The sequence below is a fragment of the Flavobacterium haoranii genome, from assembly GCF_009363055.1.
In the GTDB taxonomy this organism is placed as follows: domain Bacteria; phylum Bacteroidota; class Bacteroidia; order Flavobacteriales; family Flavobacteriaceae; genus Flavobacterium; species Flavobacterium haoranii.
On record NZ_CP045292.1, the window covers coordinates 507,847 to 533,106 of the forward strand.

The 25,260-nt window shown below is 30.7% G+C and carries 25 protein-coding genes, 1 other RNA gene and 1 pseudogene; 9 read left to right on the forward strand and 18 right to left on the reverse strand.

Going from position 1 to position 25,260, the window contains the following annotated elements; all coding sequences use genetic code 11:
* The first annotated feature begins 3 nt into the window (after positions 1 to 3).
* The gene (locus tag GCU34_RS02500) at positions 4 to 702 is read left to right on the forward strand and encodes a response regulator transcription factor (RefSeq protein WP_072785380.1); all 699 of its coding nucleotides are present in this window, start codon (positions 4 to 6) and stop codon (positions 700 to 702) included.
* A gap of 123 nt (positions 703 to 825) precedes the next feature.
* Here GCU34_RS02500 and GCU34_RS02505 read toward each other — a convergent pair whose 3' ends face one another.
* The 8 genes from GCU34_RS02505 to GCU34_RS02540 all read right to left on the reverse strand — a co-directional run bounded on the left by GCU34_RS02505 (position 826) and on the right by GCU34_RS02540 (position 8,813).
* On the reverse strand, positions 826 to 1,551 hold the full coding sequence (locus tag GCU34_RS02505) for an acyl-[acyl-carrier-protein] thioesterase (RefSeq protein ID WP_072785378.1): 726 nt from the start codon (positions 1,549 to 1,551) through the stop codon (positions 826 to 828).
* Between the two features lie 16 nt (positions 1,552 to 1,567).
* Entirely contained in the window at positions 1,568 to 2,500 is a 933-nt protein-coding gene (gene miaA, locus GCU34_RS02510) for a tRNA (adenosine(37)-N6)-dimethylallyltransferase MiaA (RefSeq protein WP_394332675.1), read from the reverse strand.
* Complete coding sequence (locus tag GCU34_RS02515) at positions 2,490 to 3,329, reverse strand: ion transporter (protein ID WP_072785375.1); 840 nt, start codon at positions 3,327 to 3,329, stop codon at positions 2,490 to 2,492. The genes miaA and GCU34_RS02515 overlap by 11 nt, the downstream gene beginning before the upstream one ends.
* A gap of 17 nt (positions 3,330 to 3,346) precedes the next feature.
* Positions 3,347 to 4,705 carry an exonuclease domain-containing protein gene (locus tag GCU34_RS02520; RefSeq protein ID WP_072785373.1) on the reverse strand — a complete coding sequence of 453 codons (1,359 nt, stop codon included), beginning with the start codon at positions 4,703 to 4,705 and terminating at the stop codon, positions 3,347 to 3,349.
* Positions 4,706 to 4,775: 70 nt separating this feature from the next.
* Positions 4,776 to 5,471, reverse strand: coding sequence for a YggS family pyridoxal phosphate-dependent enzyme (locus GCU34_RS02525; RefSeq protein ID WP_072785371.1), 696 nt, complete (start codon positions 5,469 to 5,471; stop codon positions 4,776 to 4,778).
* A 134-nt stretch (positions 5,472 to 5,605) separates the two neighbouring features.
* Positions 5,606 to 6,823: a DUF1015 domain-containing protein gene (locus tag GCU34_RS02530; protein WP_072785369.1), complete on the reverse strand. Its 1,218-nt coding sequence runs from the start codon at positions 6,821 to 6,823 to the stop codon at positions 5,606 to 5,608.
* A gap of 66 nt (positions 6,824 to 6,889) precedes the next feature.
* Complete coding sequence (locus tag GCU34_RS02535; RefSeq protein ID WP_072785367.1) at positions 6,890 to 7,780, reverse strand: 3-hydroxyacyl-CoA dehydrogenase family protein; 891 nt, start codon at positions 7,778 to 7,780, stop codon at positions 6,890 to 6,892.
* A gap of 64 nt (positions 7,781 to 7,844) precedes the next feature.
* Positions 7,845 to 8,813, reverse strand: coding sequence for a Gfo/Idh/MocA family protein (locus tag GCU34_RS02540; RefSeq protein WP_072785365.1), 969 nt, complete (start codon positions 8,811 to 8,813; stop codon positions 7,845 to 7,847).
* 97 nt (positions 8,814 to 8,910) lie between these two features.
* Between GCU34_RS02540 and GCU34_RS02545 the strand changes: the two genes are divergently transcribed.
* The gene (locus tag GCU34_RS02545; protein ID WP_072785363.1) at positions 8,911 to 9,555 is read left to right on the forward strand and encodes a protein-L-isoaspartate(D-aspartate) O-methyltransferase; all 645 of its coding nucleotides are present in this window, start codon (positions 8,911 to 8,913) and stop codon (positions 9,553 to 9,555) included.
* Here GCU34_RS02545 and GCU34_RS02550 read toward each other — a convergent pair whose 3' ends face one another.
* Positions 9,556 to 9,921, reverse strand: coding sequence for a helix-turn-helix domain-containing protein (locus GCU34_RS02550; RefSeq protein WP_072785361.1), 366 nt, complete (start codon positions 9,919 to 9,921; stop codon positions 9,556 to 9,558).
* Positions 9,921 to 10,373, reverse strand: a complete 453-nt coding sequence (gene smpB / locus GCU34_RS02555) for an SsrA-binding protein SmpB (protein WP_072785359.1) — start codon at positions 10,371 to 10,373, stop codon at positions 9,921 to 9,923. Before smpB ends, GCU34_RS02550 begins: the two co-directional genes overlap by 1 nt.
* A gap of 136 nt (positions 10,374 to 10,509) precedes the next feature.
* Between smpB and GCU34_RS02560 the strand changes: the two genes are divergently transcribed.
* Positions 10,510 to 11,157, forward strand: a complete 648-nt coding sequence (locus tag GCU34_RS02560; protein ID WP_227658768.1) for an OmpW/AlkL family protein — start codon at positions 10,510 to 10,512, stop codon at positions 11,155 to 11,157.
* Between the two features lie 104 nt (positions 11,158 to 11,261).
* A complete protein-coding gene (locus GCU34_RS02565; protein ID WP_072785355.1) occupies positions 11,262 to 11,543 on the forward strand; it encodes a hypothetical protein in 282 nt (93 codons plus the stop codon).
* A 32-nt stretch (positions 11,544 to 11,575) separates the two neighbouring features.
* Here GCU34_RS02565 and GCU34_RS02570 read toward each other — a convergent pair whose 3' ends face one another.
* Positions 11,576 to 12,418, reverse strand: a complete 843-nt coding sequence (locus GCU34_RS02570; protein WP_072785353.1) for an aldose 1-epimerase family protein — start codon at positions 12,416 to 12,418, stop codon at positions 11,576 to 11,578.
* On the reverse strand, positions 12,418 to 12,978 hold the full coding sequence (locus GCU34_RS02575; RefSeq protein WP_072785351.1) for a GNAT family N-acetyltransferase: 561 nt from the start codon (positions 12,976 to 12,978) through the stop codon (positions 12,418 to 12,420). Before GCU34_RS02575 ends, GCU34_RS02570 begins: the two co-directional genes overlap by 1 nt.
* 140 nt (positions 12,979 to 13,118) lie before the next feature.
* Here GCU34_RS02575 and GCU34_RS02580 point away from each other — a divergent pair, with 140 nt between their 5' ends.
* Positions 13,119 to 13,496 carry a glycine zipper family protein gene (locus GCU34_RS02580; RefSeq protein WP_072785349.1) on the forward strand — a complete coding sequence of 126 codons (378 nt, stop codon included), beginning with the start codon at positions 13,119 to 13,121 and terminating at the stop codon, positions 13,494 to 13,496.
* 307 nt (positions 13,497 to 13,803) lie between these two features.
* Entirely contained in the window at positions 13,804 to 14,337 is a 534-nt protein-coding gene (locus GCU34_RS02585; protein ID WP_072785348.1) for a hypothetical protein, read from the forward strand.
* A gap of 67 nt (positions 14,338 to 14,404) precedes the next feature.
* Here GCU34_RS02585 and GCU34_RS02590 read toward each other — a convergent pair whose 3' ends face one another.
* Entirely contained in the window at positions 14,405 to 14,911 is a 507-nt protein-coding gene (locus GCU34_RS02590) for a DUF4199 domain-containing protein (protein ID WP_072785346.1), read from the reverse strand.
* Between the two features lie 106 nt (positions 14,912 to 15,017).
* A complete protein-coding gene (clpB, locus tag GCU34_RS02595) occupies positions 15,018 to 17,609 on the reverse strand; it encodes an ATP-dependent chaperone ClpB (protein ID WP_072785344.1) in 2,592 nt (863 codons plus the stop codon).
* 158 nt (positions 17,610 to 17,767) lie between these two features.
* Between clpB and ytxJ the strand changes: the two genes are divergently transcribed.
* The gene (ytxJ, locus tag GCU34_RS02600; protein WP_072785342.1) at positions 17,768 to 18,151 is read left to right on the forward strand and encodes a bacillithiol system redox-active protein YtxJ; all 384 of its coding nucleotides are present in this window, start codon (positions 17,768 to 17,770) and stop codon (positions 18,149 to 18,151) included.
* A 33-nt stretch (positions 18,152 to 18,184) separates the two neighbouring features.
* Here the strand turns inward: ytxJ and GCU34_RS02605 are convergent, their stop codons facing one another.
* Both GCU34_RS02605 and fahA read right to left on the reverse strand, forming a co-directional pair.
* A complete protein-coding gene (locus GCU34_RS02605) occupies positions 18,185 to 19,369 on the reverse strand; it encodes a hypothetical protein (protein ID WP_072785340.1) in 1,185 nt (394 codons plus the stop codon).
* 148 nt (positions 19,370 to 19,517) lie between these two features.
* Entirely contained in the window at positions 19,518 to 20,801 is a 1,284-nt protein-coding gene (fahA, locus tag GCU34_RS02610) for a fumarylacetoacetase (protein ID WP_072785338.1), read from the reverse strand.
* A gap of 111 nt (positions 20,802 to 20,912) precedes the next feature.
* On the opposite strand from fahA, the gene glyA reads away from it, so the two are divergent.
* Entirely contained in the window at positions 20,913 to 22,187 is a 1,275-nt protein-coding gene (gene glyA, locus GCU34_RS02615) for a serine hydroxymethyltransferase (protein ID WP_072785336.1), read from the forward strand.
* A 105-nt stretch (positions 22,188 to 22,292) separates the two neighbouring features.
* On the opposite strand, the pseudogene GCU34_RS02620 reads toward glyA, so the two are convergent.
* Both GCU34_RS02620 and ssrA read right to left on the reverse strand, forming a co-directional pair.
* Positions 22,293 to 23,320, reverse strand: a pseudogene (locus GCU34_RS02620) (M28 family metallopeptidase).
* 123 nt (positions 23,321 to 23,443) lie between these two features.
* Positions 23,444 to 23,841: a transfer-messenger RNA gene (gene ssrA, locus GCU34_RS02625) on the reverse strand.
* A 145-nt stretch (positions 23,842 to 23,986) separates the two neighbouring features.
* Here ssrA and GCU34_RS02630 point away from each other — a divergent pair.
* Complete coding sequence (locus tag GCU34_RS02630; protein WP_072785332.1) at positions 23,987 to 25,189, forward strand: NAD(P)-dependent oxidoreductase; 1,203 nt, start codon at positions 23,987 to 23,989, stop codon at positions 25,187 to 25,189.
* Positions 25,190 to 25,260 lie beyond the last annotated feature (71 nt).

The following is a 25,260-nucleotide window of genomic DNA, read 5'->3' on the forward strand; positions in this document are numbered from 1 at the left end:
ATTATGGAAGCTAGAAGAATATTATTGGTAGAAGACGATCCAAATTTTGGAGCCATTTTAAAAGATTATTTAGTAATGAATGACTTTGATGTTACATTGGCTAAAAATGGAATGGAAGGCTTCGAAAAATTTAAAAAGGATAGTTACGATTTATGTATACTAGACGTCATGATGCCTTATAAAGATGGTTATACTTTAGCTCGTGAAATTCGTGAAAAAAATCAGGAAGTGCCTATTATTTTCTTAACTGCTAAAACAATGAAAGAAGATGTTTTAAAAGGTTATAAAGTTGGTGCCGACGATTATTTAAATAAACCATTCGATTCAGAAGTGCTTTTAATGAAAATTAAAGCAATCATGCAAAGAAAGGCTTCAGAAGTTAAACCTGATAATTCTAAATTTGAATTTATTATTGGTAAATTCCATTTAAATTCAAAATTACGTTTCCTTTCATACGGTACTGAAGAACCAGTTAAACTTTCTCCAAAAGAATGTGAACTTTTAAAAATGTTAGCATTGCATGAAAATGATTTAATGCCAAGAGAATTAGCGTTAACAAAGATTTGGAGAGATGATAATTATTTTACTTCTCGTAGTATGGACGTTTACATTGCAAAACTGAGAAAGTATCTTAAACGAGACGAAAACGTAGAAATCTTAAACATTCATGGTGAAGGTTTCCGTTTAGTTGTAAAAAAATAAATTGATAATTAAAAGGTTTTTTAAGTAGAGTCTTGTCAATCTGAATTTATTTCAGATTCTAAAAAAAGATTCCGAAACAAGTTCGGAATGACAAATTTGAGATTCTAGCTTAAAAAACCTTTTTTATTTGTAGTTCAATTGTAAAGCAAAACAAACTTTATCTTCTTTAGAAATTGAAAAGCTGTTTTCAAATTGTTTTATAGTAGCTTTATCGTTAAGAGAAAGTTCCTTTAAAAAGTTCATTTCGAAAGAGCTAATTTTTTGATTCAGAACATCTTTTGGATTAATTAAATTCAAACACCATTCTAAATATTTTACGTTATTTACATGATTAACAACATCTAAATCAGAAAGATGAACTTCTCTTTCAAAGATGGTTTTATTAATGTTTTGTAGATTCACTTTATCAACACTGCTTTCAGTTGCTTTAATGGGAAATTTTTCAAAATGTTCATGAGCAACAGCAAGAGCATCTGGTCTTCTAGTTTTGGTATTAAAAATTGCCCACAAAGTTTCGCAACCCACAATTTTCTCATCATTCAAATACATTTCCAAACATCTTATTGAACGAGAATTCTCTAACGAATTAATCCAGGTTTTTACAACAACTGTATCATTCCATTTTGGAAGCTTTTTTATTTCAACCAACATTCTACTCAAAACCCAAGTTTGATTATGTGGCATCATGTCTTTAAAACTAATTCCACCTAATTCGGCGTGTTTTCCAGCAGTTAGCTGTAATAAATTACACAAATCGGTATATTTTAAATAACCGTTTGGATAACAATGTAAAAAATTGATTTCGTGTTTTTGTTCAAATTTTGAAGTAAATTCTGGATAAATAGGCATGTATATAAATTATAAATTATGAATTATGAATTTTTGAATTTATTAAATGTATAATATCATTTGTATCAGTTTTATAATCGAACCAATTGGTGTTTTCGGTTCTTTTAAACCAAGTAATTTGGCGTTTTGCAAATCGGCGTGTATTCATTTTAATTTGTTCGACAGCAAAATCTAGTGTAGTTTTTTCATCTAAATAATCAAAAATTTCTCGATAACCAACAGTTTGTAAGGCATTTAAGTTTTTGTAAGGATATAATGCTTTAACTTCTTCTAAAAGTTCTTCCTTCATCATAATATCAACACGTTGGTTAATTCTATCATACATAATTTCTCTATCGGCTTGTAATCCAATAATTATTGGAACAAAGTTTCTTTCGTTTTTTCGTTTTCCAATAAATGAAGAATAAGGTTTTTGCGTTCCCAAACAAACTTCTACAAATCGTTTCATACGTTGCGGATTGACTAATGTTTGGGGATTTTCGGTTTCTAATTTTTGATAATATTCTAAATCTAAGTCTTTTAAAGCCGATTGTAAATATTCAATTCCAAGTTCGTCATATTTTGAATTGATTTCATCTCTAACCGAAGCATCAATATCAGGAAATTCATCAAAACCTTTTAAAACAGCATCAACATATAAACCACTTCCGCCCACAATAATTTGCACGTTATTGGTTTTAAATAATTCATCTAATTTTTGTAAAGCTTCAACTTCAAAATCACCAACAGTATAATGTTCAAAAATGGATTTGTTTTGTATAAAATGATGTTTGGCAGTCGCTAATTCTTCTTCATTCGGAACTGCAGTTCCAATTTTCATTTCTTTAAAAAATTGGCGACTATCGCACGAAATAATTTCACAATTGAAATGTTGTGACAATTTTATGCTTAAAGCTGTTTTTCCAATGGCTGTTGGACCAATTATGGTAATTAAGTAGTTATTCATCATTTAATTCACTTCCGCAATTATAACAATAACTCGCATTGTTTTGATGACCTTCTACACCACAATTAGAACATGGATGTTGTTTTGGTTTTTGTTCCTCTTTTTTACTGTTTAAAGCAATTTCAGAAGTTATAATTCCGGTAGGAACGGCAATTATTCCGTAACCTAAAATCATTACAAAAGAAGCTAAAAATTGTCCTAAAGGTGTTCCTGGAGAAATATCCCCATACCCAACAGTAGTTAAGGTTACAATGGTCCAATAAATACTTGTGGGTATACTTGTAAATCCGTTCTCAGGTCCTTCAATAACATACATCATAGAACCAATAAAAACAGTACTTATTAGTACAAAATATATAAAAACAAAGATTCTACCTCTACTTGCAATTAATGCGTCAATTAAATGTATAGATTGTCCAGTAAATTGAGGATGATTTAATATTTTAAACAAGCGAATTAATCTAAAAGCTCTAACAATTGTAAGAACACTTGTCCCTGTTAAGAAGAGTGATAAATACATAGGTAAAACGGCAATTAAATCGATAATTCCGTAAAAACTAAAAATGTATTTCCAAGGTTTCTTTAGCGATACAATTCTTAAGATATATTCAACAGAAAAGAAAAAAGTTATTACCCATTCTAGAATTATAATTTGGTTGTGATATTTTGCATCAAGACTTTGAACAGTTTCTAGCATTACCAAAATTACACTTAGTAGAATTACACCAAGTAAAACTAAATCAAAAAGTCTTCCAGCTGGAGTATTGGTACCATAAATAATGATATTAATTTTTTGCTGGAGCGATTCCCATTTTGACTTTTTAGTGATCATGACACAAAAATAAAGATTTAAAATGAAACAACCTTCACTTTATGTTTCTTCATGTAGCTTTGAATAATGGTTTTAATATCTCGGTTATGTTGCATAGGAATGATTAGATTTTTTAAAATATCAATATTGGTAATTTGATAATTTAAATCGTAAAAGCAATAACCTTTGTAAATTCCATTTTCAACTAAAATAGCACTTTTTTCTTCGATAGTTCTGCCTTTATCTACAATTACCATGTTATTATTTTGAAACGAATTTTCTTTTATATATTCATTCACACGAATATTGTATAATTCGGGTTGTTCTTTATCGATACAAGCGCCATAACATTGTTTAATGTCATATTGAAAGCAACTTTTTTTAGTATCGTACAAACCGTTAATTTTTTGGCATAAATTATACTTTTCGGTTACTTTGAAAAGAAAAGCTTTTCCTTCAGCTTGAGTTGAAAACGAAGTAATTTCTTTTTTACGACCATCTGCTTTTTGAACTTTTAAAGCTAGATATCCTTTTTCTGTTTTTTCCTGATACAATGCCCATTGAAAAATAGTTCTTCTTTGCGCACGGTTGTAAATAGGTTTATTAATTTTTATTTCTTCGCTTTCTTTTAAAAGAGCAATTAACTCGCTACCTGTTTCTTCATAGGTAACCGCATATACATCGCGTTGTATTTTTTTACTTTTATTTGAAGAACCTGTAAAATGTTGATTTACACGTTTTTTTATATTCTTACTTTTACCAATATAGATTACATCTCCTTCTTCATTATGAATATAGTAAATACCAGTTTTTGAAGGTAGATTTTCGACAATATCTAATAATTTTGGAGACATTCCTGACTTTACTTCAGTCTTAACAAAGCTTTTTACAATTTCTTTTTCTTTGTCTTTTGAAAGTAGTAATTTGAATAATTTCACTGTTGCCATAGCATCACCACTTGCGCGGTGTCTATCGGCAATAGGAATTCCAAGTCCGCGAACTAATTTTCCTAAACTATATGATTTTTGTTCCGGAATTAGTTTTTTAGCTAATTCAACGGTACAAAGTGTTGGTTTATTGTAATCGTAACCCAAACGTTTAAATTCAGTTCTAATAACTCGGTAATCGAAAGAAGCATTATGAGCTACCACTACACAACCTTCTGTAATTTCGATAATTCTTTTGGCAACTTCATAAAACTTTGGCGCACTACGCAGCATAGCACTATTTATGCCAGTAAGTTTAACCACAAATGGTTGGATAGGTTTTTCAGGATTTACTAAACTAATAAACTGATCTACTACTTCGTGACCATCGAATTTATAAATAGCAATTTCGGTAATACCTTCCTCGTTGTATTGACCACCAGTTGTTTCTATGTCGAGTATTGCGTACAAATTTTATTTAAAGATTAAATGATTAAAAAATTAAAAGACAATTTTTAAATCTTTAAAATTTTTCAATATTTCAATTTCTGCTTCCAAATATACTACTTCCAATTCGAACCATTGTACTTCCGCATGAAATTGCTAGTTCATAATCGCCACTCATGCCCATTGAAAGTGTATTTAATTTTATATTGTCACACTGAGCGGAGTCGAAGTGTCTTTTAAATTTATCGAAAAGTGACTTTAAATATTGAAATTCCTTTTTCACTTGATTTTGATCTTCTGTAAATGTAGCCATTCCCATTAAACCAACAATACGAACATTTTTAAATTCATTATTGTCACTTCGAGCGGAGTCGAGAAATTGTTTAAGTATCTCTTCCAATTCCTTTTCATCTAAACCAAACTTCGTTTCTTCATCGGCAATATGAACTTGAAGTAAACAATCGATTACTCGATTGTTTTTAGCCGCTTGTTTGTTGATTTCTTGCAATAATTTCAAACTATCAACGCCATGAATTAAACTTACAAAAGGTGCAATCAATTTGGCTTTACGCGATTGTAAATGTCCTATAAAATGCCATTCAATATCATTGGGAAGTTGGTCGTGTTTTTCGACTAATTCTTGTACATAATTTTCTCCAAAAATACGTTGACCAGCATTGTAAGCTTCCATTAAGTCGGCATTGGGTTTTGTTTTAGAAACTGCCACCAATGTAACTTGTTCTGGTAATGAAGATTTTATTTTATTTAGGTTTTGTTGGATTGAAGACATAATTATAGTTTTTTGTCAAGCTGAATTTGTTTCAGATTCTGAAAATTTTAAAGATTCTGAAACAAGTTCAGAATGAAAGTTTGTTTCTATATTCTATTTTCTTAAAAATTAAATTGCTTAGTTTTTGGCTATTACTAAAGTTCATAAACCACTAATCCACTTCTAAACTTAGGTTCAATGTATGTTGATTTGGGTGGCATAATTAAATTAGCATCAGCAATAGATTTAATTTCATTTACATCAATTGGGAATAATGTAAAACCAATTTCAAACGCTCCTTCGTCTATAATTTCTTTTATTATGGTAATTGATTGTTTTCCAGGAATATAGTCGATTCTTTCATCATTTCTTAAATCATCTATTCCTAAAATAGGATGTAAAACATAATCGTATAAAATTTGCGCATCTAAATTTTCTAAAATCGACGTTTCTTGATTACTCTTTTTGAAGAATAAAGCATAAAAACTTCCATTTAAATACATACCAAATTCTCCTTTTTCAGTTGGTTTCCAAAGTTCTTGTTGCTTTGAAACAATTATGAAATGCTCTTCTAAAAGTTTTAAAAAATCTTCTACAGAATGTTGATTTAAATCGCGAATTACTCGGTTGAATTCATAGATTTTAACATTACTTTCGGCAATTAGAAAACTCAAGAAATGGTCTAAATTTGGATTTCCTAAATGTTTGTCTTCATCATGAAGTAAATCAGCCGAAGCAGAACGGTGATGTCCATCAGCAATATATAAATCGGGAATAGCATCGAAGTGTTCTTTTAACCATTCAATTTCATTCTCGGTATCAATTTTCCAAAGCGTGTGTTTTTCTCTAGTTGTAGTAGAAAAGCAGTATAGCGGTTTGTTTTTCTTTTTTAAAGAAATCCACGTGTTAAGTTCAATACTATCGGGATAAGTTATTAAAACAGGTTCAGTATTAAAACGTGTTTGGTGTAAATATTCTTTAAATAATTCTACTCGATATTGAAGAGTGTCTTCGTGCTTTTTAATGTGATTGTCTTTGTAATCTTGAACCGAAGTTCCTGCTAAAATTCCAGTAAAACTGTTGGTTTTAGTTTTAATTTCGTACAAATAAAAAATAGGTTTTTCTTCTGTAACGAAAATACTATCTCGTTTAAAATCTTGAAATTTTAAGGCTACTCCTTTAAAACGTTTGTCCCAACTTATTTTTTGAGAATGAACATAAGCAGGATTAATAACATGTAAAAATGAATACGGATTAAAATTTAACCAAGCGGCTAATTCTGCTTGACTATAATCGTCATAATTTCTACAAGTTACTAATGAAACTTTGTCTTCTGCAGGACGAACTGCTTTAAAAGGAATAATTTTAGCCATTTTTTATTTAGTTATCAGTCTCAGTCACAGTAATCAGATTTTACTGTGACTGAAAACTGTGACTGTTTACTTTAAAAATTGCTTTGCAATTTTTTCCGCTTTTTTACTTTCTGAATAATCATAGAAACCTTCACCAGATTTCACTCCTAATTTTCCTGCCATTACCATATTAACTAATAACGGACAAGGAGCATATTTAGGATTTTTAAATCCGTTGTACATTACGTTTAAAATAGATAAACAAACGTCAAGTCCAATGAAATCTGCTAATTGTAATGGTCCCATTGGGTGCGCCATTCCAAGTTTCATAACAGTATCAATTTCAGCAACACCACCAACTCCGTTGTACAAAGTTTCGATTGCTTCGTTAATCATTGGCATTAAAATTCTGTTAGCTACGAATCCTGGATAATCATTAACCTCTGTTGGAACTTTTCCTAATTTAATAGATAAATCCATGATAATTTTTGTTACTTCATTTGAAGTATTATACCCACGAATAATTTCAACCAATTTCATAATTGGCACCGGATTCATAAAATGCATACCAATTACACGTTCTGGATGAACTACAGCTGCTGCAATTTGTGTAATAGAAATTGAAGAAGTATTAGTTGCTAAAATAGTATTATGATCGCAAATTTCACTTAATTGTTTGAAAATTTTAAGTTTTAAATCTACATTTTCTGTTGCAGCTTCAACAACTAAATCGCAACCTACAACACCATCTTTAACATCAGTATAAGTAATGGTGTTTCCGATAGTTTTCATTTTATCTTCTTCAGAAATACTACCTTTTGCAACCATTCTATCTAAGTTGGCAGCAATTGTATTCATACCTCTTTCAATAGCGGCTTCCGAAATATCAATTAATTTTACTGTAAATCCTGATTGTGCAAATGTGTGAGCAATTCCATTACCCATTGTTCCTGCACCTATAACTGCGATTGTATTCATTATAATTTTGTGAATTTTATTTGACTTAATTATTATTTAATTGGCATATTGACTTATTGGCACATTATTTTTTCTCCATTGATTCAATAATCATGTAAGCGACACGCAATGCTTCCGTTCCATCTTGTAACGTAACAATTGGAGTGCTATTATTATTGATAGCATCAGCGAATGTTTCCAATTCATCTAAAATAGCATTGTTAGCACTTACTTGCGGATTATCGAAATAGATTTGTTTTTTTAAACCTTCCGCATTTTGAAGAATCATATCGAAATCTCCTGGAACTTCTGGAGCATCTTTCATTTTAACCACTTCACAAATTTTGTCTAAGTAATCAACTGAAATGTAAGCATCTTTTTGAAAGAAACGCGATTTACGCATATTTTTCATTGAAATTCGGCTTGAAGTTACATTGGCAACACAACCATTTTCAAATTCGATACGTGCATTTGCAATATCTGGAGAATCTGAAATTACAGCAACGCCACTAGCGTTAACCGATTTTACTTTCGATTTCACAACACTTAAAATAGCATCAATATCGTGAATCATTAAGTCTAAAACTACTGGAACATCAGTACCTCGAGGATTAAATTCAGCTAAGCGATGCGTTTCAATAAACATTGGGTTTTCAATTTTATCTTTAACTGCTGTAAACGCAGGATTAAAACGTTCTACATGTCCCACTTGTCCTTTTACACCATATTCTTTTGCTAGAGCAATAATTTTTTCGGCTTCAGCAACTGTATTAGAAATAGGTTTTTCAATAAAGATGTGTTTTCCTGCTTTAATAGCTTCAACTGCACAATCAAAGTGAGATAGAGTAGGTGTTACAATATCTACAACATCTACAGCAGCTATTAATTCAGCAATGGTATCAAATTTTTTATAACCAAATTCGTTAGAAACTTTAGTAGCATTTTCTTCAAAAGGATCGTAAAACCCTACTAATTCATATTTTGAAGATTGATTTAATAATCTTAAGTGTATTTTTCCTAAGTGGCCTGCACCTAGTACGCCAACTTTTAACATATTGAATAGTTTTCAACAAAAATAGAAATAAATTGATAAAAATTCATTGATAATTGTGTTTTAGTTTTCTAATTTCGCAAGGAGTAATTTATAGAAAATGTTAAAAGATACTTCAAAACATCAAGGGCTTCGAAATAAACTGGTTACACAACTAGAAGAGAAAGGTATTACCGATAAAAATGTGTTAGAAGCGATTCGAAATATTCCGAGACATCAGTTTTTAGAATCGAGTTTTGAAGATTTTGCTTACCAAGATAAAGCTTTCCCTATTGCAGCAGGGCAAACTATTTCTCAACCTTATACTGTTGCGTTTCAAAGTCAGCTTTTAGAAGTAAAAAAAGGCGACAAAATTCTGGAAATAGGAACAGGAAGTGGCTACCAATGTGCCGTTTTATGCTTAATGGGTGCGCAAGTTTTTTCGATTGAAAGACAAAATGAATTATTCAAAAAAACGTCTTTGTTATTACCTAAAATGGGAATTAGACCAAAAAAACTAATTTTTGGTGACGGTTATAAAGGTTTAGAAACAGAAGCACCTTTTGATAGTATTATTGTAACCGCAGGAGCGCCATTTATTCCGCAACCATTAATGGCACAATTAAAAATTGGTGGAAAATTAGTAATTCCTTTAGGTGAAGAGCATCAAATTATGACAATGTTGGTACGAAAAAATGAAACACAATTCGAAAAACACGAATATGGTGAATTTCGTTTTGTACCGTTACTAGAAAATAAAAATTAATTATCTAAGATTTGTTAATTTTTGTTTTAGAATTTCAAGTTCATCTAATATTGAGGTAATTTCTTTTTCTTTTGAAGAGTTTCCTACTTCAATTCCTTTTTCTTGAAGAATTTCAGTAATTGCTTGAATAGCAAACGGATTCAAATCGAAATTATGATCGAGTTTTACTTTGTACCAAGCTACTAATAATTGCTTTAAGTCGATTTCTAATAGTTGTGCAAGAGTTTGGATCTGTTTTTTGGTTGGAATTCGATAACCGTTTTCAAATTTGCTAATCAAAGCTTGGTCAATATCAGCTAGTTCAGCTAATTTTCTGGTTGAAAATCCCATGTTTTCGCGACTACTTTTAAGCAAATTTTTCATCATTAGAAACTCTTTTTAATGCGATCCAAATCGCGTTTAGTATCACGATCTTTCATAGTTTCGCGCTTGTCATAATTTTTCTTACCACGGCAAAGAGCAATTTCGAGTTTAGCTAAACCTTTTTCGTTTGTAAATAAACGTAATGGAACGATAGTTAAACCTTTATTTTCAGAATCTTTTTCTAGTTTACGAAGTTCCTTTTTATTTAAAAGTAGTTTTCGTTCACTTTTAGCTTTGTGATTATAGTGTGTTCCAAAAAGGTATTCTTCTATATTAGAATTGATTACAAATAATTCGCCATTGTTGAATTCACAAAAACTTTCAGCAATTGAAGCTTTACCTAATCGAATCGATTTAATTTCTGTTCCGGTTAAAACTATACCAGCAGTATATTTATCTAGAATTTCGTAATCGAATCGAGCTCTTTTATTTAATATGTTAACTTGTTTTTGCATAGGGAGGCAAATTTAAACAAAAGGAATGAATATTTACACAGAACATTTTTTTGAACTATGATTTAAATCAGTTTTTACTTAACTACAAGACAATACCTTTGGACTATAATTAAAAAATCACAAAACAAATGAGAAAATATTATTAACCGTTTTATCGGTATTAGCATTAAATGCTATGGCGCAAGAAAAAGAAGATGTAAAAGTTAACGATTTTAAAAAATGGCAAGTTCGCTTAAGAGGTGTTGGAGTTGTGCCAACTGAGAGCGCTACAATTGGTGTTATTGGTGGAGATGTAAATATTTCTAATTCATTTATTCCAGAATTAGACTTTACTTACTTTTTTACTGAGCACATTGCTGCTGAATTAATTTTAGGTACTACAAAACACGATGTACAAGCTGTAGAAACTGCTGCTGGTAATGTAGATTTGGGAAGTGTTTGGTTATTACCTCCAACATTAACAGCTCAATACCACTTTTATGCTACAAATGATAAAGTATTAAAACCTTATATAGGAGCTGGTGTTAACTATACTATTTTTTATAATTCAAAATCAGGTGCAGTTGCTGATGTAAAATATGATAATGCATTAGGTTATGCAGCTCAAGTAGGTTTCGATTTAATGCTTAATGATAAATTTTTCATAAACGTAGACGCAAAACGTTTGTTTTTGAATACAGATGTTACTGTTGATGCTTCTAACCTTGCACCAGGATTAAGTATTCCTTCGGATGTAGATATTGATCCATGGTTATTTGGTATGGGAATTGGTATGAAATTTTAACGGGAAGTTGGTTAGTTTTAAAAAGTCACTCTTTTGGGTGACTTTTTTATTTTTATAAATAAAAAATTTATTAAATTTATAGTAAACTAACCAAACTAATAATTATGACTGCTAATTTTCAAATTATAGATAAAGAAGAAGTTGGTTCTTTATCTTTCCCAAATCAGGAAGTTTTAGGTGATGCTCACCAAATTTTACAAAGAAAAACAGATTTAGAGAGGGCTTTAACCTTAGGAAACTTAGAACATTTAAAAATGAAAATTTATTTTGAAGATGATGTAAGTGCGCGCGTTGTGGAAACAACAGTATGGGGCGTTACTTCAGATAGAATTATATTGAAGCAAGGAGTTGTAATTCCGATTAATAGAATTCACAAAATCATTTAAATGAAAAATCCCTCAATTTGAGGGATTTTTTATTATAAAGTAATTTCTATTTTATTTTCTTTTATTTCATTCGGATTTAAAATAGTAATTCCACTTTTATTAAAAATGTTTCCATTTGTATCAAAATTATCAGCATAACCATTCCAAGGTTCAATACAAATAAAAGGAGCATTTTCTTTTGTCCAAATTCCTAAATGAGGAAAATTAGTTAATTTGAATTTTAAATAAAGATTATTATTTTTCAACAGACTAAACTCATTAGAATGAAATTCTTTTAAAACCAAAGCATCCACTTTAAAATGATTGTAATTGAGTGGTAATTTATTTTGGTCTAAACTAATAGTATTTGTTTTTTTACTATACAATTCATTTTCTAAAGAATGAAAAGTAAGTTCATTATCATTTGGAAACTCTAAACTATAATCTTTAATATTCTCAATTTTAAAAGCGGGATGCGCTCCAATTGAATATGGCATTTGGTATTGAGATAAATTTTTTGTTTCGTAAGTTAATGTAATTTGATTTTCAATAATTTCATAACTCAATTTTAACTGAAAATGGTAAGGGTAATTAATAAAAGTCGTTGCATTAGATATCAACTGGAATACAACTTTATTTTCAGTTTTTTCTATTATTTCAAATTCGTAATCGCGTGCAAAACCATGTCTAGGTAATTTGAATGTACCTTCATTATTATGGTATTCATCACTTTTTAAACGTCCTACAATTGGAAACAAAATAGGAGAAGTTTTGTTCCAATATTTTTCGTCAATTTCCCAAATGTAATCTTGATTATTTTTAGAAAGTTGAACAAGTTCAGCTCCTTTTGAATTAATAGTTGCTGATAAGATGTGATTTGAAATTGTTTGTAACATTATTTAATAAATTCTCTTTTTAAAATGCCATATTTTACAGTATCACAAAATTCATTGTTATAGAAGAAATCTTCTACAAAATGAGCTTCTTTTCGGAAACCACTTTTAATTAAAACTTTTTCAGAAGCTATATGTCTAGAATCAATTACAGCTTCAATTGAATGAAAATTTAGGTTTTCAAAAGCAAAGTGTAAAAGCCTTTTTACGGCTTCTGTTATATAACCTTTTCCCCAATATTCGGGCATTATCATATAGCCTAATTCTGTTCTGAAATTTTCGGGTTGCGTCCTGTAAAAACCTATAATTCCAATGCACTTGTCGTTTTCTCTTTCAGTAATAGCCCAATTGATATCGACATTTTCATCAATTTTGTTGTTGATGATTTTTATGTGCTCCAAAGCTTCTTGTAAAGTTGTTGCCAAAGGACGCGGAATATATTTCATGATTTCTGCATTTCCTCTTAGTTTTAGAATTTCTGGAGCATCTTCATTATTTAATTTTCGGAAACTTAGTCTTTCAGATTCTAAATTAGGAAACGGATTAAAATTGAGCTGTAGCATTAAAATAGAATAGTTTTTATGGTTGTTTACAAATTTAGAAAAGTTATAGATTAAAATTTTGTAAAATCACATTAAAATGATGTAAAGAGTTCTTGAACTAACCGATTTAAATTTGTCTTAACAATATTAAATTAAATGATATGAAAAATTTAGGTGTATTATTAGTTGCTGTTTTATCGTTTATTTCGTGTAAAAATACAGATAAGTCGTCTGACGAATTAGCTAAAGAAGCTACAATAGATTCTATTAAAATGGAAATGGAAAAGCAAAGAATAATAGATTCAGTACAAAGAGCAGAACAAGAAAAGGTAGTTTATGTGAATCAAAATACAACAACCACAACAGAAAGAAAAGGTTGGAGTAATACGGCAAAAGGAGCAGTTATTGGGGCAGGTGTTGGAGCAGCAACTGGACCTATTGTAAGTAAAAAGAAAGGAGAAGGAGCTATAATTGGAGGTTTAGCTGGAGCAGGAATCGGAGCCGGTACAGGAGCAATTATAGACGGTAAAAAAAAATAAAAAAGCTTGACAGTGTCAAGCTTTTTTTATTTATAAAATTGTAAAATATGTATCCTAAAATTGTTAATATTATACATTTTTTGTAATATATTAACAATTGCTTTGTTTAATTTTTTTTTGACTGAATTTTAATCTATTTGACATATAAATAACATGAAATTAAAGTATTAGACATAAGTTATTTAACCATAGTTAATTGTTTTGATTTGTACCTTTAGTAACCTAAAAAAAAATAGTAACTAAAAAGGGGAAGTAATTATTAAGCCTTGCTATTAATCTCAATTATCAATCAAAAATCAAAAACATTATGAAAACACTTATTCTAATTTTTATTTGCTGTGTTGCACCGTTGTGTTATTCTCAGACAGATGCAAGTAATTCTTCACAAGCTGAAGAATTAGATTTAAATGAACTCCCAGAAATCGTTATTAGTAAAATTGGTGACGATTTTTCTATTTATTTACCTGATAAAAATCCTGATTTAGGAGTTAGAAATATGCAAAAGTATTTTGTTGCTTATGATTTAGGAAAGGATTATGAAGGTTATGATACTTATTTAGTGATGATGAAAAATGATAAAGGTACTCTAACAGCTTCATATAATGAGAAAGGAAAATTAACTAGAGTAGTTGAAAAGTATGAAAATGTAAAGTTACCAAATGAAGTTATTGTTGCTGTAACACGAAACTTTCCTGGTTGGGCAATTGCTGAAGATAAGTTTCATTATTCACAAACAGATGGCGATATCACTAAAAAACAATATCATGTAAAAATCAAAAAAGACAACAAATTTAAAAAGTTAGTAATTGATCCAAATGGAGAAATTATTAGTGGATTATAATTTATAAATAAACCAACCAAAACTAAAAAACGCACCTTAAAAGTGCGTTTTGTTTTTTTAATTTTTATTATTTTTTCTTAAAAATCAATCCACCAATTAATGAAAAAATAATTCCTAATGGAAGTATTTCAGCATAAGTTAAAAGAATTATAAAAGCTGGATTTTTATACCATTCTTTCATCATATTCATTTCTTCAGTTTTGCTAGCTATTTCTTCAGGAGTAGCTGTTTTTGCCATTTTATTTAGGACCATCTCGCTGTATTGTTCCATAAAATTTGGAAAAAAGTTATAATAGATAACAAGCCAAACTAAAACATAAATAGTTGAAATTAATAAAGCAATTTTTAATCCTGTTAGAAATGCTTTTCCAAATGTGATTATTCCATTTTGTGCTTCACGTTGTTGTTTAATTCCTAAAAATAAAAATGAGAAAGCAAGAATCATACTTGCAAAACCTACAATTTCACTAGGTTCATTTGTTGGATTATTTTTCATGTACATCGTCATTCCAGCCATTACTAGAGAAACTGCAATACCTCCAAAAATTCCATTTCGTAGTATAATATTTTTCATAATTTGTTGGGTTTAGTTTCTCAAATATATAAAAAAACACCCGACAATAAATGCCGAGTGTTTCTAACAAACCAATCAAACTAATTATGTATGAAAAAACTATTTTTTATTCTTGATTTCTAAAAACTAATTTTCCGTCGAAACTATCTAGTAAAATAATGCTATCGGTTGTTATTTTACCCGATAAAATCTCTTTAGAAAGTTCGTTTAAAACTTCTCTTTGAATGACTCTTTTTACAGGTCTTGCTCCAAATTCAGAATCAAAACCTTTTGTTGCTAAATAATCTATAGCCTCTGGAGTAGCATCCATTGTAATGTGTTGGTGTGCTAACATTTTAGTAACACTTTTTAATTGTAAACCAACAATTTGTTTAATATTAGCTTGCGTAAGTGGAGTGAACATTACAATTTCATCAATACGATTAATAAACTCTGGTCGAACCGTTTGTTTTAATAATCCTAGAACTTCCACTTTCGCAGCTTCAGCAGCGGCTTCAACACTTCCCTTCAAGTTTTCAAATTTCTCTTGAATAATATGACTTCCCATGTTAGAGGTCATAATTATAATAGTGTTTTTAAAATCGGCAACACGACCTTTATTATCCGTTAAGCGACCTTCATCTAAAACTTGTAACAATATATTGAAAGTATCTGGATGCGCTTTTTCAATTTCATCTAACAATACAACTGAATAGGGTTTTCTACGAACCGCTTCTGTTAATTGTCCGCCTTCATCATAACCAACATATCCTGGAGGTGCACCAACTAAACGACTTACACTATGACGTTCTTGATATTCACTCATGTCGATTCGTGTAATTGCATTTTCATCATCGAAAAGATATTCAGCTAATGCTTTAGCTAATTCGGTTTTACCAACACCAGTTGTTCCTAAGAATAGGAAAGAACCAATTGGTTTTTTTGCATCTTGTAAACCAGCGCGACTTCTACGAACAGCATCACTAATTGCTTCAATAGCTTCTTCTTGACCCACTACACGTTTGTGTAATTCGTCTTCTAATTTTAATAATTTTTCACGCTCACTTTGCAACATTTTTGTTACTGGAATTCCCGTCCATTTAGCCACAACTTCTGCAATATCATCGTGTGTAACTTCTTCTTTAATTAAAGTTTGCCCTTGTTGATTTTCTTGTAATTCTTTTTGTAAAGTATCTAATTTTTCTTGAGCTTCTTTAATTTTTCCGTAACGTAATTCAGCAACTTTTCCATAATCGCCTTCACGTTCAGCACGTTCAGCTTCCAATTTGAAATCTTCAATTTCTTGTTTTACACTTTGAATATTTTCAACAACATCTTTCTCCGATTTCCATTTAGCAAAAATCTCGTTACGTTCTTCTTTTAAATTCGCTAATTCAAGATTCAATGTTTTTAATTTTACATCATCATTCTCTCTTTTAATCGCTTCTATTTCAATTTCTAATTGCATTATTTTGCGGTCCAAAACATCTAATTCTTCTGGTTTCGAATTGATTTCCATGCGCAATTTAGAAGCCGCTTCGTCCATTAAGTCAATGGCTTTATCCGGAAGAAAACGATTGGTAATATAACGTTGAGATAATTCAACTGCAGCAATAATAGCATCGTCTTTAATGCGAACTTTGTGATGTGTTTCGTATTTCTCCTTAATACCACGTAAAATTGAAATTGCACTCTCCGTATCCGGTTCATCGACCATTACTTTTTGGAAACGTCTTTCTAACGCTTTGTCTTTTTCAAAATATTTTTGGTATTCATCTAAAGTCGTAGCACCAATAGCTCTTAGTTCTCCACGAGCTAAAGCTGGTTTTAAGATGTTTGCAGCATCCATTGCACCTTCGCCACCACCAGCACCTACTAATGTGTGAATTTCGTCAATGAATAACACAATTTCTCCATCACCAGTAGTAACTTCTTTTACAACCGATTTTAAGCGTTCTTCGAATTCTCCTTTGTATTTTGCACCTGCAATAAGCGCACCCATATCTAGCGAATAGATGATTTTATCTTTCAAGTTTTCAGGAACGTCTCCATCTACGATTCTGTGCGCTAAACCTTCTGCAATAGCTGTTTTACCAACACCAGGTTCACCAATTAACATTGGGTTATTTTTAGTTCTACGTGTTAAAATTTGTAAAACTCTACGAATTTCTTCATCACGACCAATAACAGGATCTAGTTTTCCGTTTCTGGCTAATTCACAAAGGTTTTTAGCATATTTATTTAATGCATTGTATGTTTCTTCAGCAGAAGCTGAGGTTACGCGTTCGCCTTTACGTAATTCGGCAATGGCAGCTTCTAATCCTTTTTCGGTTACACCTTGATCTTTTAAGATTTGTGCAACTTTGCTTTTCGATTTAAAAATGGCTAGAATTAAATGCTCAATTGAAACATATTCGTCATTCATTTTTTTAGCAATGATGTTAGTTTCAGTTAAAGTTGAGCCAGCATCTCGAGAAAGCATAATTTCTCCACCACTAACTTTTGGAAAACTTTGTAAAGTGCTGTCTAAAATTTGTTTAAATAAGTCAACATTTACGTTTAGTTTTTTCAAAAGAAACGGCGTAACATTTTCATCAACTTCTAAAATACCTTTAAAAATGTGTTCATTTTCTAGTTGTTGATGTCCGAAACCCTGCGCAATTTGTTGTGCTTGCTGTAAGGCTTCTTGCGATTTAATAGTTAAGTTTTTTAAGTTCATATATAAAATTCTCCTTTCAAGTTATTATTAAGTTGTTTTACTAACTTTGCTTTGATTAAGTCAATTTATGTTCCAATGTAAAAAATAAGACAAAATGACTGATTTTAAGTATTTTATAATTTATTAATCAGTCAAAATGTCGTAAAATCTGACAAAAGATGAGTTTTTTTGATAAAATATTTGGTAGAGAGAATAACGAAGTAAATTCAAATGTAAATTGGATTCCTTTGACAGCTATATCTCAATTAGATGAAATTGTAGAAAATTCGAAAAATAAAACAATAGTGATTTTCAAACACAGTACACGTTGTAGTATTAGTAGGTTTGCTTTAAAACAATTTGAAAACGAATATAGTTTAGAAGATAAAGTAGATTTATATTTTCTAGATTTATTGAATTATCGTGAAGTTTCAAATGAAATTACCAATCGTTTTCAGGTGGTGCATCAATCGCCACAATTACTAATAATTAAAAATGGAGTTGCAGTTTATGATGCTTCGCATAGTGATATTCAAGCCGAAGTTTTAGGAAAATATGTATAACAAAAAAGCAACTCATTTGAGTTGCTTTTTTGTTTATCGTCTAAACTTGTTATTCGTAATAATACTTTTGAGCTTGGCTTTTAAATCTTCACCAGTATCAAAAATCATTTGTTCGTTTGTAGGGAAGGGAACAGCTCTTCTGTCGAAATATTGATAATAATTTTCGTCACAAGCACGTTTATCACCATTGTAATTTGCATAAATGTATTCAAATACAAATTCACTTGTAACAGGAAAAGCATCAATTAATTGATTTGTTCTAAAATCAATATAATCAACTTTTGCGGTAACTTGGCACGATTTAAATTGTGTAAATTCATAAATGTTTATCGAAATCGTTTTAAGATTGTCTACTTTTATTGGGTTACCTAAACTATCTTTTACAATATTACCATTAGCATCAACAAGGTTTTTTACACCATCTTTAATTTGTTTTTCTTTAATAAATTGTTTCTCTCGAATTTGTTCTGGAGACATATTTATTCCACGAAAATTAACAATCATTCCATAATCATAATTAATGTTTTTTTGACGATTGTTATGGTAAACAGTCCATTTATCATTTAACCCATAAGTACTAAAGTCTAATAAATCGTCTTGTAAACGTTGCGGAATAACCATGTTTGTTTCATTCTTAGTATAAACATTAACAAAATCGGTTCCTTTTAATTGCGCCTCGTCCATTAAAGCACGAACATCTTTATAATTAGGATTCAATTTGTCTAAATAACTTAAATCATCAAAAGCCTGACGAAAATCTAATTTGTTTTTAGAAGTCATCAGTTTTTTAGCATTGGCATACAAGTAACCAGATAAATTAGTTTTACTAGAAATTAACTCATCAGAATAATCATCCATGGGAAAAATAGCATTTCTACCTTCTTTAATTAAAGGTAAAGGCAAAATAGGTTTTATTCTTTCTTGTCTATTGTGTAATTGATTATAAAGATTAAAAACACGCTCATAATTTATAGGATTATTTTCTTTAATCAATAAATTTAAAGAGGATAAATCGCGTTGTTTAGCCTTAGCAAAAGCCTCTTCCAGCAAATACACATAATCTTGTTTGCCTTTAGCGGTTTTATTTGTTCTAAGTGCATTTACTGCTTTTTCTATAGCGGCATCATAATTTCCGTTACTTAATAACGATTGTGTAGATTTAACACCACTGCACGAAGCAATTATTGCGAATAAAAATAGTAGGATAATTTTTCTCATAAATAGAATCATTTAGGCAAAGATAAAATTTTTTAGAAGCCAACTCCTGCTGTCCGTTATATCTTTTTGTTTCAAAGCACAAAACAAAAAGGATGCCACTTCCATCAGGGCTAAAAAAAACGCCGAATTAATTTCGGCGTTTTTTAAATTATTTTATTTCAACTGCGGGAAGCAGTTTCGAAGAACATTCTCCAAAGCCTAATCTTGTTTCGCCGTTGTCGCAATAACCTCTGATGATTACTGTATCATTATCATTAATAAATTTACGCTCACTTCCGTCGTTCATTTTAATTGGGTTTTTACCGCCCCAAGTTAATTCAAGCATCGAACCAAAGCTATCTTCTGTTGGTCCAGAAATTGTTCCACTTCCCATCATATCTCCCGAGTTTACTCGACATCCGTTTACTGTATGATGTGCTAATTGTTGCGACATAGTCCAATACATATATTTGAAATTAGAGTTTGAAACTACAGTTTCTACTTCGTTTTCTGGTTGTATTGCTACCTGCAAATTAATGTCAAAGGCATGTTCGCCCTCTTGTTGTAAATAAGGGAAAGGTTTTGGGTTTTGCTCAGGACTTTTTACTCTAAAAGGCTCTAAAGCATCTAAAGTAACAATCCATGGAGAAATTGAAGAAGCAAAGTTTTTTGCTAAAAATGGTCCTAGTGGTACATATTCCCATTTCTGAATATCACGAGCACTCCAGTCATTAAATAAAACCATACCAAAAATATAATCTTCAGCTTCAGCAACAGGAATTGGTTCTCCCATCAAGTTAGCATCAGTAGTTATAAAAGCAGTTTCTAATTCAAAATCTACTAATTTTGAAGGACCAAAAATAGGTTGTGTTTCCCCAGCAGGTAACGTTTGTCCGTTTGGTCTTCTTACAGGAACTCCACTTGGTACAATGGTAGAACTTCTTCCATGATAACCTACAGGAATATGTAACCAATTTGGTAATAAAGCATTTTCAGGATCTCGGAACATTTTTCCTACGTTTGTAGCATGTTCTTTGCTACTGTAAAAATCAGTATAATCGCCAATTTGAACGGGTAATAACATTTCAATTTCAGAAACGTCAAAAAGAATAATATCTCTGTGTTCTTTGTTATCTCTTAATTTCGGATTTTCGGCATCAAATAATTCCGCAAGACGGTTTCTCACTAAACGCCATGTTTTCTTTCCATCCGAAATAAAGTCGTTCAGTGTATCTTGCATAAACATATCGTCAGTTAACTCAATTCCATCAAAATAATGTAAGCGTTGTAAAGCGCCCATATCAATGGCAGTGTTACCAATTCTTGTGCCTATTGTGATATCGTCATTTTTTGTTATAAAAACACCAAAAGGAATATTTTGAATGGGGAAATCGCAATCATTTGGAACTTCAATCCAAGATTTTCTTTTCGGGTCGTTTGCTATATTTGGCATAATATGTTGTTGGTTTGTTGTTGAAAAATTATGAATCAAATATAAACTTTACCACCTATTTAACAAACCTTTTTCGTAATTTTGACCAAATTTTAACGAATTTCTATAAAAATGCAACGCGACGAACAAATTTTTGACCTAATTCTTGACGAACAAGATAGACAACAACACGGAATTGAACTAATTGCATCTGAAAACTTTGTAAGTGAACAAGTGATGGAAGCTGCAGGTTCAGTATTAACCAATAAATATGCTGAGGGATATCCTGGTAAGCGTTATTATGGAGGATGTGAGGTAGTTGATATCGTAGAACAAATTGCAATTGATAGAGCAAAAGCATTATTTGGGGCTGAATATGTGAATGTTCAACCGCATTCGGGTTCTCAGGCCAATACAGCAGTATTTGCAGCTTGTTTGCAACCCGGAAATAAAATTTTAGGTTTCGATTTATCTCATGGTGGACATTTAACGCATGGTTCCCCAGTTAATTTTTCTGGTAAATTATATAATCCCGTATTTTATGGAGTTGAAAAGGAAACAGGACGTTTAAATTATGATAAAATTCAAGAAATTGCTTTAGCAGAAAAACCAAAATTAATTATTGCTGGTGCCTCTGCTTATTCTCGTGATATGGATTTTAAACGTTTTAGAGAAATTGCCGATAGTGTTGGCGCTCTTTTGCTAGCCGATGTTTCACATCCTGCAGGTTTAATTGCTAAAGGTTTATTAAGTGATCCTATTCCTCATTGTCATATTGTTACTACTACTACTCACAAAACATTACGTGGACCAAGAGGTGGTATGATTATGATGGGGAAAGATTTTGAAAACCCTTGGGGTTTTAAAACTCCAAAAGGAGAAATAAAGATGATGTCAAATTTATTAGATATGGCAGTTTTTCCTGGAAATCAAGGTGGACCTTTAATGCATATTATCGCTGCAAAAGCGGTTGCATTTGGTGAAGCTTTAACCGAAAACTTTTTCAATTATACTTTACAAGTTCAAAAAAATGCAAAAGCAATGGCAGATGCATTTGTAAAAAGAGGTTATGATATTATTTCTGGAGGAACCGATAATCATATGATGCTAATTGACCTGCGAAATAAAAATATTACAGGAAAAGAAGCTGAAAATGCATTAGTAAAAGCTGAAATTACAGTGAACAAAAATATGGTTCCTTTTGATGATAAATCACCATTTGTTACATCTGGAATTAGAGTAGGAACTGCAGCTATTACAACTCGAGGAATGGTAGAAGCAGATATGGAGACTATTGTTGCGTTTATAGATAAAGTAATTTCTAACTATACAGATGAAGATATATTAGAACAAGTTGCTGATGAAGTAAACGAATTTATGGCAGATAAACCAATGTTTGTTTTTTAATTGAAAAATTAAATGATTTAAATATAAAATAAAAATCCGAGCATTGCTCGGATTTTTTTATTTTGTAATTTGTAATTTTCTTATTTGTAATTTTCTTATTTGTAATTACTTTCCATCTCTATCTACCTTAATTTTTTCAGGTCGGTTTGCAAGCTCCCAAGCCAGAGCAAATGCTAATTGAGCTCTTTTTGCTAAAGCATCGTATTCAATTTTATCTGGAGTATCTGTTGGCATATGATAATCGGCATGAATACCATTAAAAAAGAAAATTGCAGGAATACCGTGTTTCGCAAAATTATAATGATCAGAACGATAATAAATTCTTTCGGGATCATTTCGGTCATTATATTTATAATCCAAATCCATTTTGGTGTATTTTTTATTCATTTCTTCATTTATTGTATGAAGTTCAGAACTTAATCTATCTGATCCAATAACATAAACATAATTGTTAGTATTTGTGTGAAGTGTATCACGACGGCCTATCATGTCAATGTTGATATCGGCAACAGTTTTATCAAGAGGAAATAATGGATTTTGAGAATAATATCTAGAACCGTGTAACCCATGTTCTTCACCTGTTACATGTAAAAATAAAATTGATCTTTTTGGTTTAAAGCCATCTTTTTCGGCTTGTTTAAAAGCTTGAGCTATTTCTAATAAAGCAACAGTTCCAGATCCATCATCATCAGCTCCATTATAAACTTCACCATTTTTCATTCCTACATGATCATAATGTGCCGAAACGACAACAATTTCATCTTTTTTATCAGTTCCTTCTATAAAAGCCCAAATATTTTCAGAATCGGGAAGCTTTGGAGCAAAACCTCTAGCCATGAATTCAGCAGGAACTTTTTGGTACCAACTATCAGCAGTAGCAGGATGGTTAATTCCATTTTTTTGATATTGTTCAATTAAATATTTTCCTGCTTTTTTTGTCCATCAGACCCTGTGTCACGTCCTTCATTTTCATCAGAAGCTACAATGTACAGATGAGTTTTAAGTTCGTCTGCTGTTATAGATTCTAAATATTTATTAACATCTGCTTGTCTATTAACTTTTATTGGAGAACAACTAATAGTAAATAAGGCAAAAGAAAAAATAGAGGTTAAAAGTATTTTATTTTTTTTCATTCATTAATGTTTTTTGTAAATGTAAACTATTTGTAGGTTTTAAAATAGAATGTTACAATTTTAATTGTTAAAAATGAGGTTAATAGACGAAAACCCTGTAAAATTATTACTTTACAGGGTTTTTAGTGGAGTCGCCGAGAATCGAACTCGGGTCCAAACAAGCAATCGAAGAGCTTTCTACACGCTTAGTTTTCACTTAGATTTTCGACTAAAAGCTAGACTGAAAACCGTCACTTTTAGCTTAGCTTTACAAGTGTCAAAGTGGATTTAAAGCTTTACCACTTCTAGGTTTACTTTTACGGTTCCCCAAAACCAAACGCCATAAACCAAGGCTTTTGAGGAGAATCTAGCTTTCCTACCTCGTAGGAACTAGGCAAATCTTACTATAATTCAGATTAAGCAGCTAAAGCGTAATTATTTTCGCCGTTTAAAGTTCGTATAGCAGATATTTACGAGCCTACCATACTTGGCTCGACGTGCTTACTAATCAATTTCACTCGCTGTCAAAACCAGTCGACCCCAGTTTTAAAGTGTAACTGTAAATAAATCATTTATCAGTATCGCAATTTCTGCGCCAAAATTACATTTTTAATTGAAAATAAAAAAATATTGCAGAAACCTTTTGCGAATGTTATATTTGCGGTACAATCAAACTACACCTAAAAAATGAAATTCGGAATTATTAAAGAACGAAAAAACCCTCCTGATAGAAGAGTTGTTTTTTCTCCCGATGAATTAGTAAATTTTAAAACAAAATATCCACAAGCTGAAATTGTTGTCGAGTCATCTGATATTAGAGTTTTTAATGACGATGCCTATATCGAAAAAGGAATTTCGATTTCACAAGATTTATCAGATTGTGATGTTTTAATTGGAGTGAAAGAAGTTCCAGTTGAAGCACTTATTCCAAATAAAAAATACTTTTTCTTTTCTCACACTATTAAAAAGCAGCCTTATAACAGAAAATTACTTAAATCAGTTTTAGAAAAAAATATAGAATTATTTGATCATGAAACAATTGTTGATGAAAATAATTCACGTTTAATAGGATTTGGACGTTACGCTGGAATTGTTGGTGCCTATAATGGTATTAGAGCTTTTGGAATTAAATATGAATTATTTGATATTCCTAAAGCTGAAACATTACCAGATCAAAATGCTTTGATTGAAAGATTACGTAAGAATAGATTACCAAATATTAAAATTGTTCTTACAGGTAGTGGAAAGGTTGCTTATGGCGCTAAGGAAATGCTTGATGCAATGAAAATTAAACAGGTTGCTCCTTCAGATTATGTAAGTAAAAGTTATGACCAACCTGTTTATACGCATGTTGATGTTTTAGATTATAATAAACGTAAAGACGGACAAGTTTTAGATAAATACGATTTTTATAATAATCCTCTAGAATATACTTCCGATTTTGAAAAATTTTCTGATGTTTCAGATATTTTTATGGCAGGTCATTTCTATGGAAATAATGCTCCAGTTATTTTAACCAGAGAAATGTTACGTTCGCCTAAATGTAAATTAAAAGTTGTTGCCGATATTTCTTGTGATATTGACGGACCTGTTGCTTGTACAATTCGTTCAAGTACAATTGCAGAACCAATTTACGGTTACTTACCAAGCGAACATAAAGAAGTTCCATTTACACACCCATCAGCAATTGTTGTTATGGCAGTTGATAATTTACCTTGTGAGTTACCAAAAGATGCAAGTGAAGGATTTGGAGAAGTGTTTTTAGATAAAGTGATTCCTGCTTTTTTTAATAATGATGCTGATGGTATTTTAGAAAGAGCTAAAATTACCGAAAATGGAAAACTTACACCACGATTTGATTATCTACAAGATTATGTAGATGGAAAATAAAGATTAAAAAATAATAATGAAATCCTGATTGTAACAATCAGGATTTTTGTTTTTGATAGGACTCTACTTTT

Coding starts and splice junctions, on each gene's coding strand:
- fahA (WP_072785338.1), bottom strand. CDS start 20,801: ATGCCAAATATAGCAAACGACCCGAAAAGAAAATCTTGGATTGAAGTT.
- GCU34_RS02505 (WP_072785378.1), bottom strand. CDS start 1,551: ATGCCTATTTATCCAGAATTTACTTCAAAATTTGAACAAAAACACGAA.
- GCU34_RS02570 (WP_072785353.1), bottom strand. CDS start 12,418: ATGTTACAAACAATTTCAAATCACATCTTATCAGCAACTATTAATTCA.
- GCU34_RS02630 (WP_072785332.1), top strand. CDS start 23,987: ATGAAATTCGGAATTATTAAAGAACGAAAAAACCCTCCTGATAGAAGA.
- GCU34_RS02550 (WP_072785361.1), bottom strand. CDS start 9,921: ATGATGAAAAATTTGCTTAAAAGTAGTCGCGAAAACATGGGATTTTCA.
- GCU34_RS02500 (WP_072785380.1), top strand. CDS start 4: ATGGAAGCTAGAAGAATATTATTGGTAGAAGACGATCCAAATTTTGGA.
- miaA (WP_394332675.1), bottom strand. CDS start 2,500: ATGATGAATAACTACTTAATTACCATAATTGGTCCAACAGCCATTGGA.
- GCU34_RS02575 (WP_072785351.1), bottom strand. CDS start 12,978: ATGCTACAGCTCAATTTTAATCCGTTTCCTAATTTAGAATCTGAAAGA.
- GCU34_RS02585 (WP_072785348.1), top strand. CDS start 13,804: ATGAAAACACTTATTCTAATTTTTATTTGCTGTGTTGCACCGTTGTGT.
- clpB (WP_072785344.1), bottom strand. CDS start 17,609: ATGAACTTAAAAAACTTAACTATTAAATCGCAAGAAGCCTTACAGCAA.
- GCU34_RS02525 (WP_072785371.1), bottom strand. CDS start 5,471: ATGTCTTCAATCCAACAAAACCTAAATAAAATAAAATCTTCATTACCA.
- GCU34_RS02580 (WP_072785349.1), top strand. CDS start 13,119: ATGAAAAATTTAGGTGTATTATTAGTTGCTGTTTTATCGTTTATTTCG.
- smpB (WP_072785359.1), bottom strand. CDS start 10,373: ATGCAAAAACAAGTTAACATATTAAATAAAAGAGCTCGATTCGATTAC.
- GCU34_RS02605 (WP_072785340.1), bottom strand. CDS start 19,369: ATGAGAAAAATTATCCTACTATTTTTATTCGCAATAATTGCTTCGTGC.
- GCU34_RS02565 (WP_072785355.1), top strand. CDS start 11,262: ATGACTGCTAATTTTCAAATTATAGATAAAGAAGAAGTTGGTTCTTTA.
- GCU34_RS02590 (WP_072785346.1), bottom strand. CDS start 14,911: ATGAAAAATATTATACTACGAAATGGAATTTTTGGAGGTATTGCAGTT.
- GCU34_RS02515 (WP_072785375.1), bottom strand. CDS start 3,329: ATGATCACTAAAAAGTCAAAATGGGAATCGCTCCAGCAAAAAATTAAT.
- GCU34_RS02535 (WP_072785367.1), bottom strand. CDS start 7,780: ATGAATACAATCGCAGTTATAGGTGCAGGAACAATGGGTAATGGAATT.
- GCU34_RS02545 (WP_072785363.1), top strand. CDS start 8,911: ATGTTAAAAGATACTTCAAAACATCAAGGGCTTCGAAATAAACTGGTT.
- GCU34_RS02530 (WP_072785369.1), bottom strand. CDS start 6,823: ATGGCTAAAATTATTCCTTTTAAAGCAGTTCGTCCTGCAGAAGACAAA.
- ytxJ (WP_072785342.1), top strand. CDS start 17,768: ATGAGTTTTTTTGATAAAATATTTGGTAGAGAGAATAACGAAGTAAAT.
- GCU34_RS02540 (WP_072785365.1), bottom strand. CDS start 8,813: ATGTTAAAAGTTGGCGTACTAGGTGCAGGCCACTTAGGAAAAATACAC.
- glyA (WP_072785336.1), top strand. CDS start 20,913: ATGCAACGCGACGAACAAATTTTTGACCTAATTCTTGACGAACAAGAT.